The 19,050-nt window shown below is 43.7% G+C and carries 30 protein-coding genes; 26 read left to right on the top strand and 4 right to left on the bottom strand.

The features are described from left to right. The first annotated feature begins 111 nt into the window (after positions 1-111). The 15 genes from DYH63_RS04420 to DYH63_RS04350 all read left to right on the top strand — a co-directional run bounded on the left by DYH63_RS04420 (position 112) and on the right by DYH63_RS04350 (position 5,386). Positions 112-561 carry a hypothetical protein gene (locus DYH63_RS04420; protein ID WP_116787663.1) on the top strand — a complete coding sequence of 150 codons (450 nt, stop codon included), beginning with the start codon at positions 112-114 and terminating at the stop codon, positions 559-561. A 3-nt stretch (positions 562-564) separates the two neighbouring features. Then, on the top strand, positions 565-1,182 hold the full coding sequence (locus tag DYH63_RS04415; RefSeq protein WP_116787662.1) for a hypothetical protein: 618 nt from the start codon (positions 565-567) through the stop codon (positions 1,180-1,182). Then, the gene (locus DYH63_RS04410; RefSeq protein WP_162926923.1) at positions 1,179-1,553 is read left to right on the top strand and encodes an ATP-binding protein; all 375 of its coding nucleotides are present in this window, start codon (positions 1,179-1,181) and stop codon (positions 1,551-1,553) included. The genes DYH63_RS04415 and DYH63_RS04410 overlap by 4 nt, the downstream gene beginning before the upstream one ends. Positions 1,554-1,555: 2 nt before the next feature. Beyond that, positions 1,556-1,777: a hypothetical protein gene (locus DYH63_RS04405; RefSeq protein ID WP_116787660.1), complete on the top strand. Its 222-nt coding sequence runs from the start codon at positions 1,556-1,558 to the stop codon at positions 1,775-1,777. Continuing rightward, positions 1,761-1,940, top strand: coding sequence for a hypothetical protein (locus tag DYH63_RS04400; protein WP_116787659.1), 180 nt, complete (start codon positions 1,761-1,763; stop codon positions 1,938-1,940). The genes DYH63_RS04405 and DYH63_RS04400 overlap by 17 nt, the downstream gene beginning before the upstream one ends. Next, positions 1,927-2,349, top strand: a complete 423-nt coding sequence (locus DYH63_RS04395) for a hypothetical protein (protein WP_116787658.1) — start codon at positions 1,927-1,929, stop codon at positions 2,347-2,349. Before DYH63_RS04400 ends, DYH63_RS04395 begins: the two co-directional genes overlap by 14 nt. A 187-nt stretch (positions 2,350-2,536) precedes the next feature. Next, the gene (locus DYH63_RS04390) at positions 2,537-2,878 is read left to right on the top strand and encodes a hypothetical protein (RefSeq protein ID WP_116787657.1); all 342 of its coding nucleotides are present in this window, start codon (positions 2,537-2,539) and stop codon (positions 2,876-2,878) included. Positions 2,879-2,880: 2 nt separating this feature from the next. Continuing rightward, positions 2,881-3,162: a hypothetical protein gene (locus DYH63_RS04385; protein ID WP_116787656.1), complete on the top strand. Its 282-nt coding sequence runs from the start codon at positions 2,881-2,883 to the stop codon at positions 3,160-3,162. A gap of 11 nt (positions 3,163-3,173) precedes the next feature. Then, a complete protein-coding gene (locus DYH63_RS04380; protein WP_162926922.1) occupies positions 3,174-3,560 on the top strand; it encodes a hypothetical protein in 387 nt (128 codons plus the stop codon). Further along, the gene (locus DYH63_RS04375; protein WP_116787654.1) at positions 3,560-3,769 is read left to right on the top strand and encodes a hypothetical protein; all 210 of its coding nucleotides are present in this window, start codon (positions 3,560-3,562) and stop codon (positions 3,767-3,769) included. The genes DYH63_RS04380 and DYH63_RS04375 overlap by 1 nt, the downstream gene beginning before the upstream one ends. 17 nt (positions 3,770-3,786) lie before the next feature. Beyond that, a complete protein-coding gene (locus DYH63_RS04370; protein ID WP_116787653.1) occupies positions 3,787-4,080 on the top strand; it encodes a hypothetical protein in 294 nt (97 codons plus the stop codon). Between the two features lie 10 nt (positions 4,081-4,090). Next, complete coding sequence (locus DYH63_RS04365) at positions 4,091-4,249, top strand: hypothetical protein (protein ID WP_162926921.1); 159 nt, start codon at positions 4,091-4,093, stop codon at positions 4,247-4,249. Further along, complete coding sequence (locus DYH63_RS04360) at positions 4,249-4,791, top strand: hypothetical protein (protein WP_116787651.1); 543 nt, start codon at positions 4,249-4,251, stop codon at positions 4,789-4,791. Before DYH63_RS04365 ends, DYH63_RS04360 begins: the two co-directional genes overlap by 1 nt. A gap of 11 nt (positions 4,792-4,802) precedes the next feature. Continuing rightward, entirely contained in the window at positions 4,803-5,147 is a 345-nt protein-coding gene (locus tag DYH63_RS04355) for a hypothetical protein (RefSeq protein ID WP_116787650.1), read from the top strand. After that, entirely contained in the window at positions 5,147-5,386 is a 240-nt protein-coding gene (locus tag DYH63_RS04350; RefSeq protein WP_116787649.1) for a hypothetical protein, read from the top strand. Before DYH63_RS04355 ends, DYH63_RS04350 begins: the two co-directional genes overlap by 1 nt. A 29-nt stretch (positions 5,387-5,415) precedes the next feature. On the opposite strand, the gene DYH63_RS04345 is transcribed toward DYH63_RS04350, so the two are convergent. Beyond that, positions 5,416-5,733 carry a hypothetical protein gene (locus DYH63_RS04345; protein ID WP_116787648.1) on the bottom strand — a complete coding sequence of 106 codons (318 nt, stop codon included), beginning with the start codon at positions 5,731-5,733 and terminating at the stop codon, positions 5,416-5,418. Between the two features lie 112 nt (positions 5,734-5,845). On the opposite strand from DYH63_RS04345, the gene DYH63_RS04340 reads away from it, so the two are divergent. Beyond that, positions 5,846-6,214 carry a hypothetical protein gene (locus DYH63_RS04340; RefSeq protein WP_116787647.1) on the top strand — a complete coding sequence of 123 codons (369 nt, stop codon included), beginning with the start codon at positions 5,846-5,848 and terminating at the stop codon, positions 6,212-6,214. Continuing rightward, entirely contained in the window at positions 6,214-6,600 is a 387-nt protein-coding gene (locus DYH63_RS04335) for a hypothetical protein (protein ID WP_116787646.1), read from the top strand. Before DYH63_RS04340 ends, DYH63_RS04335 begins: the two co-directional genes overlap by 1 nt. A 79-nt stretch (positions 6,601-6,679) precedes the next feature. On the opposite strand, the gene DYH63_RS04330 is transcribed toward DYH63_RS04335, so the two are convergent. Genes DYH63_RS04330 through DYH63_RS04320 form a run of 3 tightly spaced genes read right to left on the bottom strand, consistent with a single transcriptional unit; the run spans position 6,680 to position 9,023 of the window. Continuing rightward, positions 6,680-7,321, bottom strand: coding sequence for an SOS response-associated peptidase (locus DYH63_RS04330; RefSeq protein WP_116787645.1), 642 nt, complete (start codon positions 7,319-7,321; stop codon positions 6,680-6,682). Positions 7,322-7,324: 3 nt separating this feature from the next. After that, entirely contained in the window at positions 7,325-8,587 is a 1,263-nt protein-coding gene (locus DYH63_RS04325; RefSeq protein ID WP_116787644.1) for a Y-family DNA polymerase, read from the bottom strand. A 1-nt stretch (position 8,588) separates the two neighbouring features. Further along, positions 8,589-9,023: a LexA family protein gene (locus DYH63_RS04320; RefSeq protein WP_116787643.1), complete on the bottom strand. Its 435-nt coding sequence runs from the start codon at positions 9,021-9,023 to the stop codon at positions 8,589-8,591. A 763-nt stretch (positions 9,024-9,786) separates the two neighbouring features. On the opposite strand from DYH63_RS04320, the gene DYH63_RS04315 reads away from it, so the two are divergent. From DYH63_RS04315 to DYH63_RS04275, 9 genes are read left to right on the top strand one after another with little or no spacing between them, the layout of a single operon-like run. Further along, on the top strand, positions 9,787-10,299 hold the full coding sequence (locus DYH63_RS04315; RefSeq protein WP_116787642.1) for a hypothetical protein: 513 nt from the start codon (positions 9,787-9,789) through the stop codon (positions 10,297-10,299). Continuing rightward, a complete protein-coding gene (locus tag DYH63_RS04310; RefSeq protein WP_162926920.1) occupies positions 10,292-12,913 on the top strand; it encodes a hypothetical protein in 2,622 nt (873 codons plus the stop codon). The genes DYH63_RS04315 and DYH63_RS04310 overlap by 8 nt, the downstream gene beginning before the upstream one ends. Before the next feature lie 17 nt (positions 12,914-12,930). Beyond that, positions 12,931-13,755, top strand: coding sequence for a hypothetical protein (locus DYH63_RS04305; RefSeq protein ID WP_116787640.1), 825 nt, complete (start codon positions 12,931-12,933; stop codon positions 13,753-13,755). Between the two features lie 22 nt (positions 13,756-13,777). Further along, a complete protein-coding gene (locus DYH63_RS04300; RefSeq protein WP_116787639.1) occupies positions 13,778-14,329 on the top strand; it encodes a hypothetical protein in 552 nt (183 codons plus the stop codon). Positions 14,330-14,384: 55 nt separating this feature from the next. Then, positions 14,385-14,954, top strand: a complete 570-nt coding sequence (locus DYH63_RS04295) for a phage holin family protein (RefSeq protein WP_116787638.1) — start codon at positions 14,385-14,387, stop codon at positions 14,952-14,954. Then, positions 14,951-15,343, top strand: coding sequence for a YcbK family protein (locus tag DYH63_RS04290; protein WP_116787637.1), 393 nt, complete (start codon positions 14,951-14,953; stop codon positions 15,341-15,343). The genes DYH63_RS04295 and DYH63_RS04290 overlap by 4 nt, the downstream gene beginning before the upstream one ends. A 2-nt stretch (positions 15,344-15,345) precedes the next feature. After that, complete coding sequence (locus tag DYH63_RS04285; RefSeq protein ID WP_116787636.1) at positions 15,346-15,906, top strand: hypothetical protein; 561 nt, start codon at positions 15,346-15,348, stop codon at positions 15,904-15,906. Between the two features lie 18 nt (positions 15,907-15,924). Further along, positions 15,925-16,860: a Clp protease/crotonase-like domain-containing protein gene (locus DYH63_RS04280; protein WP_116787635.1), complete on the top strand. Its 936-nt coding sequence runs from the start codon at positions 15,925-15,927 to the stop codon at positions 16,858-16,860. 27 nt (positions 16,861-16,887) lie between these two features. Further along, positions 16,888-19,041 carry a hypothetical protein gene (locus DYH63_RS04275; RefSeq protein ID WP_116787634.1) on the top strand — a complete coding sequence of 718 codons (2,154 nt, stop codon included), beginning with the start codon at positions 16,888-16,890 and terminating at the stop codon, positions 19,039-19,041. The last annotated feature ends 9 nt before the right edge of the window (positions 19,042-19,050 follow it).

The raw sequence follows: 19,050 nt of genomic DNA, 5'->3' as shown, positions 1-19,050 counted from the left end.
AGTAATGGCTGCGGGCTGGTTCTTCCGTCTACTGATCGCCACTGGCCTTCAGCCCCCCTCCCCTTTTCTGTCACAGGTATTAATAATGCGCTTCCGCGAAGTTACCTGACCATGCAGGCGCAGATGTATCTAAAACTGGCATCGGTTTCCGATTTGGTGGAGAATGGGAAACTGATAGAAAACAGGGTGCATTTTTATCGCTCTGTACAGACGGAAAAGTTTGAGGGCCCTTACACATTTTTTTGGCGCGACCCGGACACACATCAGATTGAAATGCAGGTGATGCTCGAAATGATTTACGTGCCCTGGTACCGCGAAACTCCGGAGACGGTAGAAATGGAACTGAACTTTAGGCTTGCGCTCCCGGAAGATCTTAAAGAGCAGGGAGCGCTCAGGACGGGTTACTCTTACTTTTTACTGGTAGATGGCAAAATTACAGGCCCTTATCTTTTAACGGCGCTCTCAAACACTAAAGACATTGCCGGTTGGCTTAAAGCGGAAACGCTGTATGTGATCTGCGAAAAAAGCCTTCAGCAATTTAAACTTCTAAATGCAGGATAATTTATGAAAAACGATAATCCTACCGGTACGGCCTACAACAGGCGGTACCATCTTCAGAAAGAACTTAAGCATGTGCTGCGCATTGATAGCCACAAACGCACAATTTATCTGCCGGAAGGCTTGGCTCTCGACCCGACCGACCAGAAACGTGTGGAAGCGCTGCAGCAGGAGTACAATTACATAATTCAGACGGTGGTGTTTGAAGTGCCGCCCTACCAAAAAGTAATGATAGGTTGCAGCGTGGGTATTAAAGGCGAAAGCCTGGCTTTTAAAAAAGAGCGCCTGTTTGGATTGCCTGTAGGCACCGAGCTGCTGCGCATTGGCCAGGGCAAAAATACCGGTGGCAACAATGTAGATAAGTTCAGCAAGCCCGGCAGGTATGTCGGCAGCATTATGCTTGAAGGTAAAAAATACTATGCTGTGCTTTTGCCTGTGGGGGCAGTGCCTGAAAGCGAAATCCCCCACTATTTGCTCTACACGTTGAAAGGGCGGCACGACCTGCAGCGCGACATTTATACGCCATCTGGCCGGTTTAGTTACACTAGAATTTATTTACCAAAATTTAAATGGGCAAAGGCCGAAAAGCAAATTACTGCCCGACAAAAAAAGCTAGAACTATGAGACATATAATTTTTCAGGGACCTGCCGGAAGCGGCAAAACAGTACAAGCGAATAAACTCGCGGCAATAATGGCTCCGGAGAGTGAAGTAACAAAACTTAGCCTGGCCACAACGCCATGGGATGAAGTGTATCGAACATTGTCTTTTTCCGACGTGCTGATACTCGACGAATGCCGCAACGCTAAACTAATAGCTTCGTCTTCCGAACTGCTATGGGACTGGGCTAAAAAAATTCACTCCGATACGCTGATAATATTTACAACACAGGCAGACTGCTCATGCTTTGACCGCATAAGGTTCCGCATTGTGCAATGCAGCTACAGCATATCGCGCGAAGAATATGTGGCCGAGCCTTTAACTTTAAACGAATAGCGATGCTAAATCTAACACGCGAAGAGGTAAATCTTCTATGGATGGCCACATCGCTCTACGCAGAGAAGCTGAGGGAAAGTATGCCAGATGAGGCTGGCTATGTACATCCGGCAAAAGCCTATGAAGAACTGCACCAGAAGTTTGATGCTTTTGTAAACTCAGATGACGATTTTGAAATGAATTATAAACTTGAAAAGATAGAGCCGGATGCCACAGATAACTAAGCAATATACATTAAGCATAAGGCCTGAGCAGTTCTTAGATGCCTGCTCAGCTTCAGAACTACACGAAGTACAGCTGCTGTTAAACAGTAGCCGTTACCTCGATAAAATGTATCCTCCGGATGAAACTGGTTATATAGAAATATCTGCAGATGAAATTCCTTAAAAAACTCCTCTGCTGGTTCTTTCCTAAGAAGGAAAGGAAAATTGATGTAAGCATTCGCGAATTAGATGTAAGCATCAGGAATTTTATAGCCGTTACAGACAAAGTATCTCTAGCTACGCGGCAAATAGCTGATAGAATGATCGCCATAAGTCCGCAGATTAAAAAAATGCAGCGTGCCCGCAAAGCCGGTCGCTTAAAAAGTATGGCCAGGCATTCAAGGCTTAGCTATAAAAGCATTCATAAGCTTGCCGAGCACTATGGCATACCGGTTGCCGACCTGGTAGATTATTACTTCTACTTCGGGCGGCTTCCGGATAAAGATTACGCCATTATCATCAAACACTTTGGTGTAAAGACAATCATTTCAAATTCAATTCACAAACTGGCAAATTTGCCGCTAAAACACTAAACAATGCGGATATACACTAACAACGATGTCAGTATCACGGCTGAAGCCCAGGATCCTTATGAAAGTAAAATTAACGTGAATGGACAAAATTTGATTTGGGTTTCACGGAGCGAACTTGAAGATTTTAAAAGAGAATTGAGCGATATTTTAGACAGATATCGCATTTAAAAACATTAAAAATTAAACAATGGGACTATCATATTCAACAGTACAAGACACATACAAAGTTTTCAATATTCTTAAAGAAGAGTTTTTTCCTAAACTCAATATCAAAAGCTGGCCGGAAGACGGCTACGAGTGGAGTGAAAAAAAGAAAAAAGACCCGCCGCTACTGGAACTTATAGGCTGGGACAAAAAATCTGATGACGGCTGGGAGAATATCTTTTTTGTTATTAAGTCAAGGGACGTTCCGGAAGGTTTAAAGGAACGCTTTGAAGAGCTGGCCCAAGAGTACAGGATAGGTAACTCACGCCTTTTTAGTACACTGTCTGATGAGAGAAGCGATTTGTTTATAATTGGATGGTTTTAATTATGTATAACTGGAAAATTGAACAACATAAAGTATGTAGCGGTCAGCAGGAGCTGAACGTTAGAATTCTTGTAAAGGATTTAGTAGAAACTACCGGCAGCACTTCTGAGGAGTGGATAAGTCTTTTTAAATCACATTTAAAAAAAATTCCCAAAACTAACTCTTTCTCTGCAGAGAATGGATACAAAGCCACTCAACGAAACCTCACTAGCCTGGAGGTTTGGAAAATGAAAGCTAACGGCGATTTCAATTATAAAATGTACACAGTAACACGAATCAATTAATGAAGCCAATCATGTCAAAAACATTCATAAAAATAGTAGGACGCACTAAGTCCAAAAACAAACTGGAGGAGTCGATCTCACAAGCGCTACTTCAACTGGACCAAACACTATGGGCAGACCGCGATCACGCAAAATTTATTGTATTTCAGCTGTTTGATGAAGTCGTGGCTGCTTACCAAGGTAAATGCACAGCTGCACGGCCAACATCTGCCGACCATGGCAATAGCTTTACGTTCTGGGTGTGCGATATGCTTACGATAGCGCTGTACGATGTAGAGGGGTATTACTTTTTTGGTGACTCAACATTTTCCCTGGAATATTTTGATACAGATCTTAAAGGTACGCCTGTAGAGCGCTTTGAGGACGCGTATAAAAATCATTTAAATACGATAGGCTAATGGAACAAACAGTATTACAGCAACTTATTACGGAAATAGATAAAGCTATTGACAGTACAAAAGAACGTCAACAGCTTTGTGTTTTCCGGGATAACCGTATAAAATACGACTTTATGATTGATGGTTTACTTTTTTCCAGGGGAGCAGCAGAAAAACTTTTAGAAATCGAAAAGCTGCAGATGGAAGTGATAGATACTAAACTTTTATAACAATTAAATTAAATATTATGGATTTTGAAAAATTAATAACACTCCCGACAGGTACAAAAGTTGACATCTTTATCCCTGTTTTCCCTAATCAGTTTTTTACTGTAGGCGTGCAAAACAACGGTGACAGCGTATGCCTGCATAATGACGAGCCACTACGATCTATCGATGGCCATCGAAAAGCCTGGCATTTGCATTCTCAGAAAGATGTGGATGCATTCTTTTACATCCGAGATAAAGGAAAGCTCACTGACGAAGATTACCTGAAAGGTCTGGAGCATTTTAAGAACAATGGTAAGGAATGGATTTTTTAAAATAAAATATATGACGGCAAACGAGCAAGCTGATACCTACTTTGAGCAAAACAAAGAGGCTGCAAAAACAGATTTTGACAAAGCGTGCAGTCTTTACCGCGGCTACGTGGGTAAAGCAGAAACACGCGAAGAAAGGCAGAGACGTATTAATCAATTTAGACGTGGGTAATGTCATATACAGAAATTTTCAAATTCAATAAAGACGGCGAAGCGGAATGCTTCGCCGAAATTAAAAACTCGCACAGAGGTGCAATGGCCATATGGAACAGGATGGATGTAAAATACCTGCCGCCATTGCCTCAGCCAGGGTGGTTGCCTTTTGGCGGTCGATTGTACCGCATGGCCGACTTCTTAAACAAAAACAGCCATCAGGAAATATGGGATTTGTTTCGTGATCCAAATGTATCAGAAGTAGACCGTATTGTATTAGGCAGCACGTTTGATAACGTTGTGGTGTATTCCCACGATTTTACGCGCCTGATATCGGCATTTAAAGCCTTTGATGGTGAAACATCATTGAAAGATCAGGCCGATGCCATTATGAAGCTTATTGAGACAGAAAAAGACATTATCGCCATAGCCTGGAATCAAACAAGTGTGAACGACGATATTTGGATATCCCCCGATCCTGATGATCGGGACGAAGACGAGAACCGAAGGCCTTACAACATTTTAAAACACACTGGCCACTGGGATTTATTTGAAATTTAAAGCAACATAAAATGACAAAAGACCAAGCAAAAGACATTGTGGCCAAACAGCATGGCTATGATATCATACAAAACTCGGGCGGTTGGACCCGCTGGCATGCGCTTATAGATAAATACAATCCGCATACTATTGGCGAGGTCATCGACCAGGTTATGGATTTGTACGCCGACGACCAGGTAAACGAACTCATGCTCTCTCCAGAGATGACAGAACTTAAGCGCAAAGCTGCGCTATATGATAAAATAGATGCGGCGGTCGCGAAATATTATCCTGTAGGAGATAATGACGAGGCTGAACTAAATGGAGACTTAGGCGCTATAGGTGAAAAAGTTTGTGTAATCTTAGGTTATTTCTAATGGGAAAAATCTATTACCATAATCTAACTAAAGGCATATTCAATGAAAATGATCTTGGTGATGCAGTTGAGAGCGCAGATCCTGGCGATGTAATAAAATTTACAGCGCGTGGCTGTGCAATTGTTTTTGACATTAACGCTCCTGCCGAAGACGAAGGCGAAGAGTATGATTACGTCAGGGAAGACTTTAAGCGCTACTTTGATGAATATCACAGCCCTGATTATGAAGATCCTTATTAAAATAACAAAGCCCTGCAGTGCGGGGCTTTCTATTTACTGCTGCATTTTCTTAACTCAAAATACCGTATTTGCTTTTTTCTAATTTGTGTATCACATAATCTCGCAGGGATTGCTCTACGTAAATAATAAGCCTGCCGTGCATCTTCCCTATCAATATTTATAAATGCTTTACCCGCTATATCTTTAATTTCATAGCCAAATCTTAAAAGTTCCTCGGCGGCATCCGTTTCACTCAGGTAAAGACATCGACTCATAATTGAAATAACTTTTTTCAATTCACTTGATTGTAATTGCGAAATCTCTGCAGACTTGGGTAAAAATTCAGCTAAAAAGATTTCCGTATCCATATTTTATATTTTTTCGCAATGTAGTCTACTTTAATTAAAATTACATATACAGTTGTATAACATTGAGATGCTGTTAACATTCAATTTATTAATTTAGTACAAAACAATTACGATGGGCAGATTTATCATATTACTAAGAACAACAGAAAAAATAGCAGTTCCGGAAGAGGGCAACGATCGGGATGCACAAGTTGTGGGCACGCTGCAAAAATATATTGCTGAAGATCGAATCGAGTACCAGGGCTGGCATTACGATCGCGGCGGCGATATCGATAATGGCATTGATGATGGTACTGCCATTATCGAAGATGAAACCTTTTTTGAAGTGCGCGGTGAGTTTGATTTAGAATTTGCCGAGCCTTTGACTGTGCTGCCACAAGTACAAAAAGCTTTGGAAAACAACAACGCCTACATTTCAAATCTCCACGAATATGGCGGAGACCCTTTTACAAAATCCGTAATCGAAATAACAATTGAATAATGAATACGCTGCTACGTTTTTCCGGAACAAAGGCGCTGCCGGCATTTGGTACCAGTACGCCAAAAAAGCAAGAGTTTTTTAGCGCTGCCCTGGCATTGCTTAATGCCGGTGAGATAACACATCTCGACATCGACTATTCGATGCAGAAAGACCATGAGTTTGATGAAAAGCAAGATGATACAGTACTGTGGATTGATATTCAACATAAAGACCCTAAATATTTTTTAGGTAAGCCGTATCCGGAAAGCACAATTTGGCTGGTCGAACTCTTGCGAGATCACGCAAAAGACGTAGATCTGGTACACGATGAGAAAGACGATACAGATAATGGCACAAAACGTCGATTTATATCTGTAAAATTAGTTTTGGCAGAAGCTGAAGAATAATTTATATATTAGCAGTCACTTCCTTTGGTTGGGAAATTGATTTTAATATTTAGCCTTTCCTCCGGGAGAGGCTTTTTTATTAAAATAGCAATCCCGGTTCCGGTTCTGGCAGTATAGGTTCTGCTACGAGTTCAACCTGGTACGGTAGCGCAAAATTTTCTACCGGTGTGCCGGAAAGCCAGGCAGCTTCATCTTCAGGTTTTAAAATTATCGGCATTCGCAGTTTTGTGTTGTGCACTTCGGCCATAAGCTCGTTAGCATCGGTAGTAACAATGGTAAAGGTTGCCTTTCCTTGCCAAATGCTGTAAAGCCCGGCAAAGCAAAACATTTCACGATCTTTTACTTTAATAATGTGTTTGATCTTTGCACAGTTCTTTTTCTCCAGATTAGTCCACTGATGCTCAAAAAAAGCCGTTGCCGGTACCAGGCAGCGATTGTTCATGCTCTGCTTAAACATCACCTTTTCATGCAGCGTTTCTACGCGGGCATTAAGGCTTTTATTTTGGAGCTTGTTGTCTTTTGCCCAGCTGGGCAAAAGCCCCCATTGCGCTACCATGACCACTGCCGGATTAAGCTGCGTGATAATAAAGCTATCCGGATGATCGTAGCCAAAAAGTTCCTGCCCGTCGTACTCTGAAAGCAATGCTAAATCGCCCGGCGCTGACGCGCGGTAAAATCCTACTACTGCCTCCCAATCTACACCCACGAATCTGCTGCACATATATCATTTACATTTTACGGTTACTACTTCGCTATAGCGCGTCGTGTACATGGGTGATAAGCTTTCCTGCTTCATTTTCCACTTGCGGTCGAGCGCCATTCCTCCAAATTTAATCATTTCTTTGCCATTATTTCTGTTAAAAGTATCTATGGCCTGCATCAGGTTCTGGTGGCGCGGGTCTTCGTTTAGGAATAAATTTACCTGGTGCGGCGTTGCCGGAGTGATCTTGGTAACGATAACGCCGGCCTTTTTGTAATGGTAACCGGTGCGAAAAATACGATCAAGCCCCAGCTGGGCAATTCGTATAATTTCGATGCTGCTGTTGGTAGGGAACTCGATCGGAAAATTCACGACCGGGTTATACATTGGCTGATCGAGCCTAAATCGATTCGTCTGCAGGAATACCGTTACCATACCCGCATGGAGCTTATCGCGCCGCAGCTTTTCTGCCACAGTTGCTGCATACGTGGCCACACGCTCTTTTAGGTAATTAAAATCTGTGGTCATGGCTTCAAAAGAGCGTGTACAGGCAATGTTTTTCTTATCCTTTACTTCTTCTTTGCCTATCGTGGGCAATCCCTTTAGATCGCGCTGCAGGCGCAGGCCAACAACGCTCATGTGCTTTCTTACCCATTCCTCCGGCAGTTGCGTAAAATCCCACGCTGTGCGTATTTTTAGCGCAAGCAGCCTGGCTGCATGTTGGCGGCCAATACCCCAGACATCCTCAATTGAAAGCCACTTCAATGCCTTTATGCGTTTCTCTTCAGTATCTATAACGTGCACGCTCTTCAGTTCCGGAAACTTTTTTGCAATGCGGTTGGCAAGTTTAGCCAGGGCTTTTGTTGGCGCAAAGCCAAGCCCTACCGGTATGCCGGTACCGCGTAAGAGTCTGCCGTGCATTACCTGCCCGTAGTCGCGATAATTGTAATAGGTTTCGAAGCCATCAAATTTTAAAAAAGCCTCGTCTATACTGTACACTTCAATATCCGGAGTGTACTCCCCCAAAATACTCATTACGCGGCTGCTCATGTCGCCATACAGCGCGTAGTTGCTTGAGAACACTTTAATGTTGTTTTGGGAAAACATTTGCTGGTACTGGAACGCGGGTGCGCCCATGGGCACGCCCAGGTCTTTAGCTTCGTAACTACGCGCTATTACGCAGCCATCGTTATTGCTGAGCACAACAATCGGCACGCCGCGCAGCGCCGGGTTAAAAGCGCGCTCGCAGCTCGCGTAAAAGTTGTTGCAATCTACTAGGCAGTACATACTAAAAAGATTTTATGGCAAAGACCACGCGCCCCCAGATAGTAAAGTTCTCCTCTTCCTGCGGTACACGGATGGGCGTGTAGTTTTCATTTTCAGGAATGAGCCACACGGTCCTGGTATCTTTATCAATCCGGATGCGCTTAACAGTAAACTCATTGTTCAGGCAGCACACATAAATGCGGTCGTGTTCCGGAGCCAGTGAGCGATCTACTATCAAGCGATCGCCATCGGCAATGCCTGCATCTTTCATGCTGTCGCCGTCTACCTTTACCACAAATGTTTCAAAGGGATGGCGTACGAGCTCACGGTTCAGGTCGATTTTTTCGCCCATAAAATCTTGTGCCGGACTGGGAAATCCCGCCTTTACGCCTCCGGTAATGTAGGCCAGCTCCATTGCGGTACTTTTGCCTATTCGTTCTATATTTGCCAGTTTCATATATAAGAAAATAATCTCACAAAGCTACGCGGTTAGATTTTATTCACGTCTTAAATAACGTTTAAAATTTATCAACACAGATTTATCCTACGGTTTCCTTGCGATACATGGCCACAGCTCCGGGATAATTTTATATACGCGATTCTACAGCAGGTTTATTTCCCTGGTTTTCCCCCGCACCCCCTTTCCATTATTACTGAGCCGTAAGAGTAAGCGGGCTGAGTGGCCTGATCACGCGACAGCGGGATCACTAAAACCGTGGCGCGGTAGCGCCACACCTTTCTCTTTTCTATGTTGCTGCCCCGGCAGTTTTTTCCTTTTCCCCCGCACCCCCTAAAGACTTTGAATTATAAAGAAACTGGCGAAAACAATAAAACAGCATCAACATATCAACAAAAACAATAAATATTAGTACTATTGTACTTTATATTAATACTATATATATGTTGAACTAAAGTTTTTGTTTAATGTTTTTTAGTGTTTTTTTTGTTGATGAAATTGATGGCAAAATTTTGCATCAACATTTCAACAGTGGTTCAACATACTTTTTGCACTACTTCAACACATCAACTGATTAATTATCAATGCTTTATATTTATGTTGATGCTGTTGACGCAAAATGCGTTGATGATGGCACTATTTTTAAATAACAGTATTTTTTTTACAAGGTGTATTTTAACTAATTTATAGTACAATAAATCGGGCTAAAATTTTGTTAACATGACAAAATTGTCATAGTTTTACATCAAATCACCACTACTTAATGTCTCTCTTTGAACGTGTTAATTCCTTTGCATCTATTTGCGGCATCGAAGTGTCGTTGCGCGGCAGCTTTGATCCTGTAGCCATGAAAGGCTATCATGAATTTTACAATTCCCGCGCCCACGCCGTAAAATATGAAACCATGTACTACGGAAAAGCTTCAGTATCTTTTTCGGAAGAAAGCGAAGAAAGTGCAGCAGGTACCTCATTTAAACAAACTTTATCCATTCGTTTTCCTGCTACAGATGATATGCGGGCCTACCGGCTAGCCCGCCTGCACAAAGTGCGTTTCATAAAAATTAAATTGTCAGACGATAAAGATCTTATTATGGGAAGAAATGATTTTGAGCAGAATGCCAGGCCACAGATACAAAGTAAATCCACAGAGCATTTGGCCGAAGTACAATTTACAACAGTATCAATAGCGCCGTCTGGCTTTGCAGTGTTTGAGCAGCCCTTAATATATCCTAACATATTTCCAATAATCATTAATAACACAGAAGAAAATGAGTGAGATAGTTCCTTTACAAATTGAAACCAAAGAAGACTACGCTTCGATGGTTCCGGCCGCAAATACCATTCCTTCACAGTATAAAATTACGTCTGGTGAGTTTAACGATGTTGTAGGCAAAACGAATGAGATTGTAGAAAGTATCAATTTAGCTAACGAATCTATCGCTGGCTTAGCCACAGGCGAGGCTGGTAAGGTGTACGCTACATTGGCAGAGGCAGTAGCGCTAAATCCGAAACCGGCAAATGGAGTGAGTTTTCAGGTGTCGGCAACAGATGCGGCGAATGCCGGCTATTATTCGTTTCAGAGCGCACAGCCAAACGGGGTAAAATTTGAGAGGCCATATGTAACGGTAGCATCTGACTTTGATGCTCAGGATACAACAAAAGCGGTAAGCGCTGCGGCAATTAGTGAATTTATTGAGCCTATTACCGCACGTATCGTTGCTACAGATAATGGCTTTGCCGTTGTAGATGAACAACAAAACATATTATTTAATGTAGATACAAAGGACGGGCTGCACGTATTTGGGATGAAGTGCTACAGCGTGGACGGCACTTACTACATTGCTGACGAAAACAATAACATCGCCTTTGCCATAAGGCAGGACGGCAAGCTAATGGCTGATCTGGAAGCGAATACTTTTATAAAGGCTTTTACAAACAATAGGCAATCGCTAAATGTGCCTGTAATGTCGCCTGCCTTTGATGCTGCAAACACTACCGATGCTGTAAGCGCTAAGGCAGTTAGCGACTTTGTTGCGCCGGTAACAACACGCATTGTTACCGATGATAGCGGCTTTACCGTAATGGATGAGGCACAAAACATGCTTTTTCGTGTAGATGTTCAGGAAGGTCTGCACACATTTGGCATGAAGTGCTATTCAGTAGACGGCAGTTATTATATGGTCGATGAGGCTAAAAATATAGCTTTTCAGATCACGGCAGATGGTAAGCTGCTTGCATACTATGAAGAACAAAGCTTTATCAATGCCTTTAATCGTGTGCGCGGCAGTTTGTCGCTTGGTGCAGATGTAGATTATGATGTCGTTTCTCCTGGTCACATCTTTGGAGTTTATGGCAATACCCGTCAATACATGACGGCTTTATATCCGGAAGCACTTTTAAAAACTCGCATACCTGTGCTACTTGATGGCGATAAAAAACGAGTGTTCCAAACGCCGGGCACGCAAACAGCGGCTGTAGTAGCTACAGATGTTGCAGTGTCATTAGGCGCGACGGGCTACGCTTCAAAAAATATTAGCGTTAGTTATGTTAAGTCGAACAGGGCAAATCTGCAAAACAAAAACATACGCTTCATGCTGCTTGGCGATAGCATAGTGGCGCAAGGCGGTGCATTTGTAGAGGGCACAGGTGGAAATATAGCCAACTTTGTGGCGCAGTTCCTTGCAATGGATAACGCTGATATAAATAACATCAATCGTGTTGTTGTAGGAACGCAAAACGCACAAACAACTACATTGCCGTATAATGGCTCATTGGCTGTTAAAAGCTTTTCTGAAGGTCGTGCAGGGTGGGCGACTTATGGTTATCTAAATTACCCGAAGTGGGTACGACTAGACGGCACCGCTTTTGAAGACAGTAATCTTTTCCTTGGTGCTGAGGCTATGTATCTATTGGCAGGCCTTGCCACTAAAACACCGTTTGACAGTACGACACCAGGGCAGGCATGGACTAATTACGCTGCAAGTGCAAACTTTACGATCTGTACAACGCCTGTTGGCCGTTTCAAGCCTGACTATAACACGCTGCTATGGGAGCAACTAAAGTTTAAGTGGGGCTACACATCTGCGTTTTCTGCCTATACTGGTAATGAAGCTGCGTGCCAGGCTGAGATGAATACATTTCTATTCGGCAGCGGTGGTATTGCAGCTTGCAATGGCGGGGTGTGTTTTAATCCTGATAACTATTTTTATGATATAGCAAGGGGGCAGGCATACACAGGCAGTTATGTGTGGACGAATGCCAATGCTTTTTCGATACAGAAATACCTGCTACGCTATCGCACGATGGATGATTTGGGCGTACGCCTGACAGGCGCTGCCGGTGCAACGGTGACAGGTTCTGACGGTGTTAGCTACACCATCGGCACACACATTACAAATACAAACGCTCACGACGTTTGCACACCAAGCCACTTTACACAGGGACTGGGGACGAACGATAGCCCTGTAGGAACTGCTAACATGGTAACGCTTACGATGCAATTATTAAACACAGTAGCGGCGCAACTGCCTACGGCAAAGGTTGGGTACTATCTCCCTCGCAGACCTGGTGTATTCTACCCGCAAAAATGGAATGATTACGGCGTTATGCTTCAGTATAATGGTGGTGTCAACGCTGACTACATCGCGCAAATAATGTCAAGCATCGGCACATTAAGCAATGCTAATCGTATCAATTTTATCCCTGCGTTCTTTACCCAGTCGCCCCTGTCAAGCGGTTACAGCGACATGAAAGTGTACGACCTTGACGACACGGTTTTAAACGGAAAAGCAAAAGCGATCACGGGAACAGACAATGTACATCTTAGCGGCTATCAGCTGCGCAGCATCGGCTATCAGCTTTATGCCTGGCTAACGTGGACTTTACAATAATCTAAAAAACTATAAAAATGATAATCGTAAACAAAAATTCAAATTACAGTGGCACGGGCTTAGGTAAATTGCCTTATGTCTCCGCAGAAGTAAATGCGCTGCTTGCTGCTTACAGCACAATTGCCGCAAGCGATAAGTATAAAGTACAGGTGTTTGTTGATGCTATTGGTGGGCTAAACGGCGCTATCTATGGAAAGCTAAAAACGCTTATGTTGCCTATTTTCGCAGCTTCAGCACTTGAAGGTGTTACCAATTTTAAGACAGGTCTGCGAGCATTTCTGAGTCTTACAGATGCTCAGGTGCCGACCGTTTATGCGCTAAACAGCAGAAAGCTTTACCAAAATGATGCTGTATCGCCTGCATCCTTAGTGCTTGCAGCAACTACTAATGCTTACAAGATATCGCCTTTCGGAGTCGTGGGCGCTGCCGTTACTCCAGCGGTAACAAACAACTACGTTAGCAACATTGCAGAGGGTAACATTGTGTTTACCGCGACAAATGTTCTGATACAGAAGGCATACGGTGGGCAAAATCAAAATGTTGCGATTAACAACAGTGCTACAATAAGATCGTTTGCAGCTTCAGGTATCGAAGGTACAGCTACAGCCACTCAGAATGCGTTATACTTAAACAATGTAGAGGGTTTGCAGGCAGTGCGGGCAGATTTCAGCCTTACACAGGTTACGCAAATTGGTAGCATAGGTAAAACGCTGACGGCTACAGGTGGTGCTGAACGACTAAACGGCCTTTATGTGCACGGCATAGCGGAGGGCCTTACAAAAGCAGAGGCGCTGCTTTTAGAACGATCGCTGAATGCACTTGTAACGAGTATTATTGTTTAATCATTCTCTTTTTATTTTTTCCTTGAGTTACATTCCTATAAATATTCGCCCGCATCTTGTGCCCTTCCTCTACCAGGAATTTGAAGGGCGCGAGGCTGTGTATCTGGGAAAAAAAGTAAGTAGTATAAAAATAGGCGCTGACTCCTCTCTGGGCAGATCGATGCGCCTATATACTGTTAAGGCAGATTTTCCTAAGCGTAGCGAATACTATAACATTTACCTCACGCTGGAGGAACTGCCTGACGGTAAAAAAAAGTATGAGGGTAATTATTTCCGGATGGAATCGGGCAAAAAGTCATTCCTGCAGTTCACGCCTGAAGCTACTACAGAAATCAATAATCTGTTAGAAGACATTTTCCGTATCTCCTTTGTTTACTTCGTAGATGGCTACACAAAACATCCTGACGCCTCGGTAAAGAGCGCGATCGACTATTTTATTGATAAGTACGATTTGTTGGAGTTTGGCTTCAGCAACGAGAGCATGAGGCAGCTGTACTATCGCGAAAAAGGCACAAAGCTTGATCGCCTGAAGGAACAGTCGGCAAATCGCGTTACTAACTACAAAAAACCATGATACACAGATAATTTTCTCGAGTGCATAAGTTTGGCAATTCAAAACGTGCATCCTGATGAAAATTATCAATTACCTCCTGAATGCCTTTGGCTACTACAGCCTTCGCGATTTCAGCACTACGGTTTTCAAGCTATTTTACCTAAATAAGCTCAAGTTTACAATTCCTATAATTATTACGGCCGGCACAGTTTCAGATCTACTACAGCAATACGTCGGCCTTAATACTGTTTGTGTCGTCGCTCTGGTTATGCTGTGCATTGCGGAGTTCCAGACGGGCCTGCGCGCTGCGATCGTTGTTAAAGGCGAACGCATCAAGAGCCGCAAGATCGGGCGAATGATATTAAAACTAGGAGTTTACATTCAAATCCTTTTTATCCTCAACTCCTTTGCATCCTCAGTTAAAGGAGAAATTGCGGGCTTCGAAATCAATCCGTTTGGCTGGCTGTACTATGTAGTTTTAGCCTGGATAGTCTGCCAAATGCTGATTAGCTATTTCGAGAATCTTTCCATCCTAGGCTATTCCGAAGCCGCCGGCATTAAAGGGGTTATCCTACGCAAATTCAACAAGTGGTTTGAATTTGACGGCACTAAAGACGCAGATAATTTTAATACTAATAATCAATGAAAATCACAAAACATTTTACACTGCAGGAATTTGCCTGCCACGACGCTAACCGCACGGAGCCTGCAGGCTCTGCTCTGGAAAACGTTAAGGAATTAGCGAAAAATCTTGAAGTGCTGCGAGAGCATACAGGGAAGGCGATAATTATTAACTCTGGGTACCGCACTATAGCGTACAACGAAAAACAGAAAGGGCACAGCAAAGTAAGTCAGCATCTTTATGGTAAAGCTGCTGATATTGTTATTCCAGGCATGACTCCGGAAGAAGTAGCTGTTACCATAGAAAAGCTTATTGCAGCCGGTGAGATGAAAAAAGGTGGCGTGGGCAGGTACAACAACTTCACGCATTACGATATCCGTGGAACTCAGGCACGCTGGAACTACAGGACATAATTATGAAACAGCTACTCATAATCATTGCCGTCGCTACGATCTACGGCTGCGCCTCCAGGCGAAAAGAAGTGCACAGTACCGAAACTAAGTTTAAGTACCTGGCAGAGCTCGACACTTCCTTTTCCTTCCAGAGCGCAATTACATCCCGGGTAAAACAAAACTCAACGTATCAACTGCAGCAGCAGGAACTCAGCATTAGTTATGATGGTGCTGCGGGTGACTCCCTGAGCGTAGAGCAATACGGGCCCGACGGCAAGCTGCTAAACAAAACAGTTTTTAAAGGTAAAGGCAAAGGCAATCTGCACAGTGGCAACAAGCAGGAAACAAAGCGCGAAGACCTTAGCGTCTCCGGAACTGAAAACAAAAGCGGCCAGGCATCGGGCAACAAAAAGATAAATGCTGAGGGCAAGACCGAAGACCTGAACAAAAAGGTGGTAGCTACTCCCCTGTTCAGTTTTTGGTGGTGGCTGCTGCTCCTGCCGGTGGTGGCACTCTGGTATCTCAATAAAAGGTACAGCTGGGCAAAACGCTTCAAAAACCATGTTACAAACTTATTTTCCTAACTAAAGCAATTTCGCAATATGAAACTCAATCACCTTTTGATGGACATTGCCCGCGGCGAATGGCTCATGAGCTTTGAAGGCCTCAAAGTTTACGCGCCTATTGCACATCAGATCATGATGGGGCAGACTGTTGCCGTCGATAAGCAAAACATTGTACAAAAATTCTTTAAAGAATCCATCTCTCCGGGTACAGCCTTAGAGATAAATGGCAGGCTGCTTACCGTACTGGATAAGACCGGGAGCGCCCTGCCTACTAATGAGGATGGCCAGTATGAAAAAGTGCCTAAAGGCTCGGTTGCTGTGGTAAACATGGTAGGCGCTGCTGTAAAGTACGGCGACTGGTGCACTTATGGGTCAGAAGAAATTGCGGGCGCGCTGCGAGCTGCTGACGATAATCCCAACATTCGATTTACAATTTTTGTTATCGACGGTCCCGGGGGCGCGGTGTCGGCCATTGGTCCACTCTTGGAATTCAAAAAGTCTAAGAAAAAGCCGGTTATCGGCCTGGCAGATCAGTGTTGTTCCCTGCACTTCTGGGCACTGGTGGCAGTCTGCGATCACAAACTTGCCGATAATGATGTGTCGGCACTGTTTGGCTCTGTGGGCGTGGTGTGCAATTTTATGGATAATCGCGAATTTCTTGAGAGCCTTGGCTACAAGTTCCACGAGATCTATCCGGAAGAAAGCAAGCACAAAAACGAAGCCTTTCGCCTGGCGCTTGAGGGTAATTACGACATGATTAAAGAGGAGCATCTTTCTCCCCTGGCTAGAAAGTTTCAGGGCGCCGTGGTTGCCGGTTGCCCGAAACTTAAGCAAAATGTTGTGGGCGTACTTACGGGTAAAACGTTTGGCGCCGACCTGGCACTGGAGTATGGCATGATTGACGGCATTGGCGGCATGGGCAAAGCGCTGGAGATGGGTGAAATCCTGAGTGAGATTAAACAATTCAAATAATTATTAACTAAATCCCTTTTAAAATCTATGGAATTTAAAATGATGGGTAAGGCAGTAAAATGGGCTATGGCATTGCTTGGTATCGCTTCGGTACCGCTTAATGCCGACAGTTCTGCAACTGACTTTACCGCTGAACAAAGAAAAAAGCTGGAAGATGCTTTGGGGGCAAACTACACAGACAAGTTCATTAAAGGGCTTGACAAAGGTGTGGCAGAGGCTTCAGAAAATCTGGAACTAAAAGCTATCCAGGACGAGCTCGATGCTCTGGTACTGGAAACGAATTTAAGTGCAGAGGAACTTGCCACATTAGCGAACGATGGTAATGATAATGGCAACGCGTCGCTTACCAAAATTAAAGCGCTGTCTAAAGAACTGGAGACAGTTAAAGGCCAGCTTAATGTGCTAATGGGCGCGCCTGAAGGCGACTCTCCTCTTGAAATTATTAAAGGACAACACAACATGCTAAAACACTCTGTTACACACTTATTTGGCTCTGGTGCGACCTATGACGCGTTTGAAGGCCGTCCGTGGAATGCCCGCTTAAGAGATGGTAGTGTGAAAGCTACAGATTTTCGTAATGATAGTGCAATCCCTACACTTCAGGGAGATTTAGAGCACTTCGTGCGCGAAAATCCTACGGTAATCAATTCGTGGTTTAACGACTATGAAGATCTTCCTGCAGAATGGGACAGGCGTTCAGGCGTACTCGACCAGGTGGCAGATGCTTATATTATTCCGGAGGAGATTGTTCAGGGCCGTAAAGCTGGCTGGAATCCTAAAAACAAATTCAAGATCGGTGCCGAAGTAGGTAAAGTTTTCGCTAAGAAAATTGATATTGAATTTAATGGCCAACAACTTCAGAAATTGGAAACTACCTGGTTGGCATCCATCAAAAATATGGATGGATCGCATCCTTGGAAAATGTCGTTCATCGGATTTCTGCTTTCAGAATTGGTTAAACAGCAAAAAGTTGATGACCGTAAGGCACAGATCAACGGTATTTATTCTATAAGCGAAGACGATGACACAGCCGGTGCTGCAGTAAACAGCCAGAACGGTCTAAGATATCTGTGGTATTACCACGGTGACGTTACTAAAAAATACCGCAAGTTCAGCATCGGTACTCCTACAGATGCAGGGATTGTAGACTATGTACACAAGCTTGTAGATATGGTTCCGGAAGACGAACGTAAAAACGGAGGCCTGGAATTACAGCTGACTGACCGCTGGAGAAAAGCCTATAATAAACGTGCCGGCGAAATCTACACACTGCAGTATTCTACAGATCAGGGTAAACAAGACTACGGCCTTGAAAGCCCTATCGACAGGCCATGGATCAAGTTCCAAGTGCTGAAAGATAACACTGATACAGACTTCATGGGTATTACGTCCTCTAAGAACATTCAGATCATGGACTACGATGCTTCAGAAAAAGGAAAATTCACTATTACGCATGAAAAACGTAATACACTGATTTTCGCCGACTATAGGCTGGGTATCCGTTTCATTTTTGTAGGTACTGAAGTTGAAGAAGGCGACACAGCAGCATTTATCAAGCAAAAACTTTGGTCAAACGACTGTCCGGTGTTTGCTGATAATGTTAGAGTGCCAATTTACGATGACAGGTCTGGAGTGCTAAAAATCAACTACAACGCCATGGTGGTAGATGAGAAATGGGTAACGGACATCGCAGTTGCAAAAGGAGAGTTTGCTGCAGGGCAGGTAATTACCATTACAGGTAACCCGTCAATGGCTGGTGTTAAATATGTAAAAGATAATGCAACGTTCAACATTCAGGGCGATTATGCACTGAATACAGGAGGCACACTAACACTTTACGTTAACGACGATAAGACCTTTACAGAACTTTCCAGAACAACTTCAGCGCCTACGGCAGCATCTACAGATGTGGACTTTGCTACAGCAACGCTGGATGCCGATTCAGGAACAATCTTCCGATATACCGGTACTGCTTCTACAACGGCATTCACTGGGATTGTGAATGGTGTAGAAAGGAAAAGCATCAGGATCTATGGTAAGGCTGCCAACGCGGCGCTAACACTTACTACTACCGGCAACGTCAAGCTTACGGCTAACGCCACGCTTGATGCCGAGACAGACTACATCCAGCTGACCAAAATAGCCGGAGTATGGACAGAAACAAAACGTGTAATCGAATAATCTCAAGAT

The organism is Flavobacterium psychrotrophum (genome assembly GCF_003403075.1).
Taxonomy (GTDB): Bacteria; Bacteroidota; Bacteroidia; order Flavobacteriales; family Flavobacteriaceae; genus Flavobacterium; species Flavobacterium psychrotrophum.
Note: the sequence above shows the minus strand (reverse complement) of the source record. Positions and strands in the feature narration are given on the sequence as shown.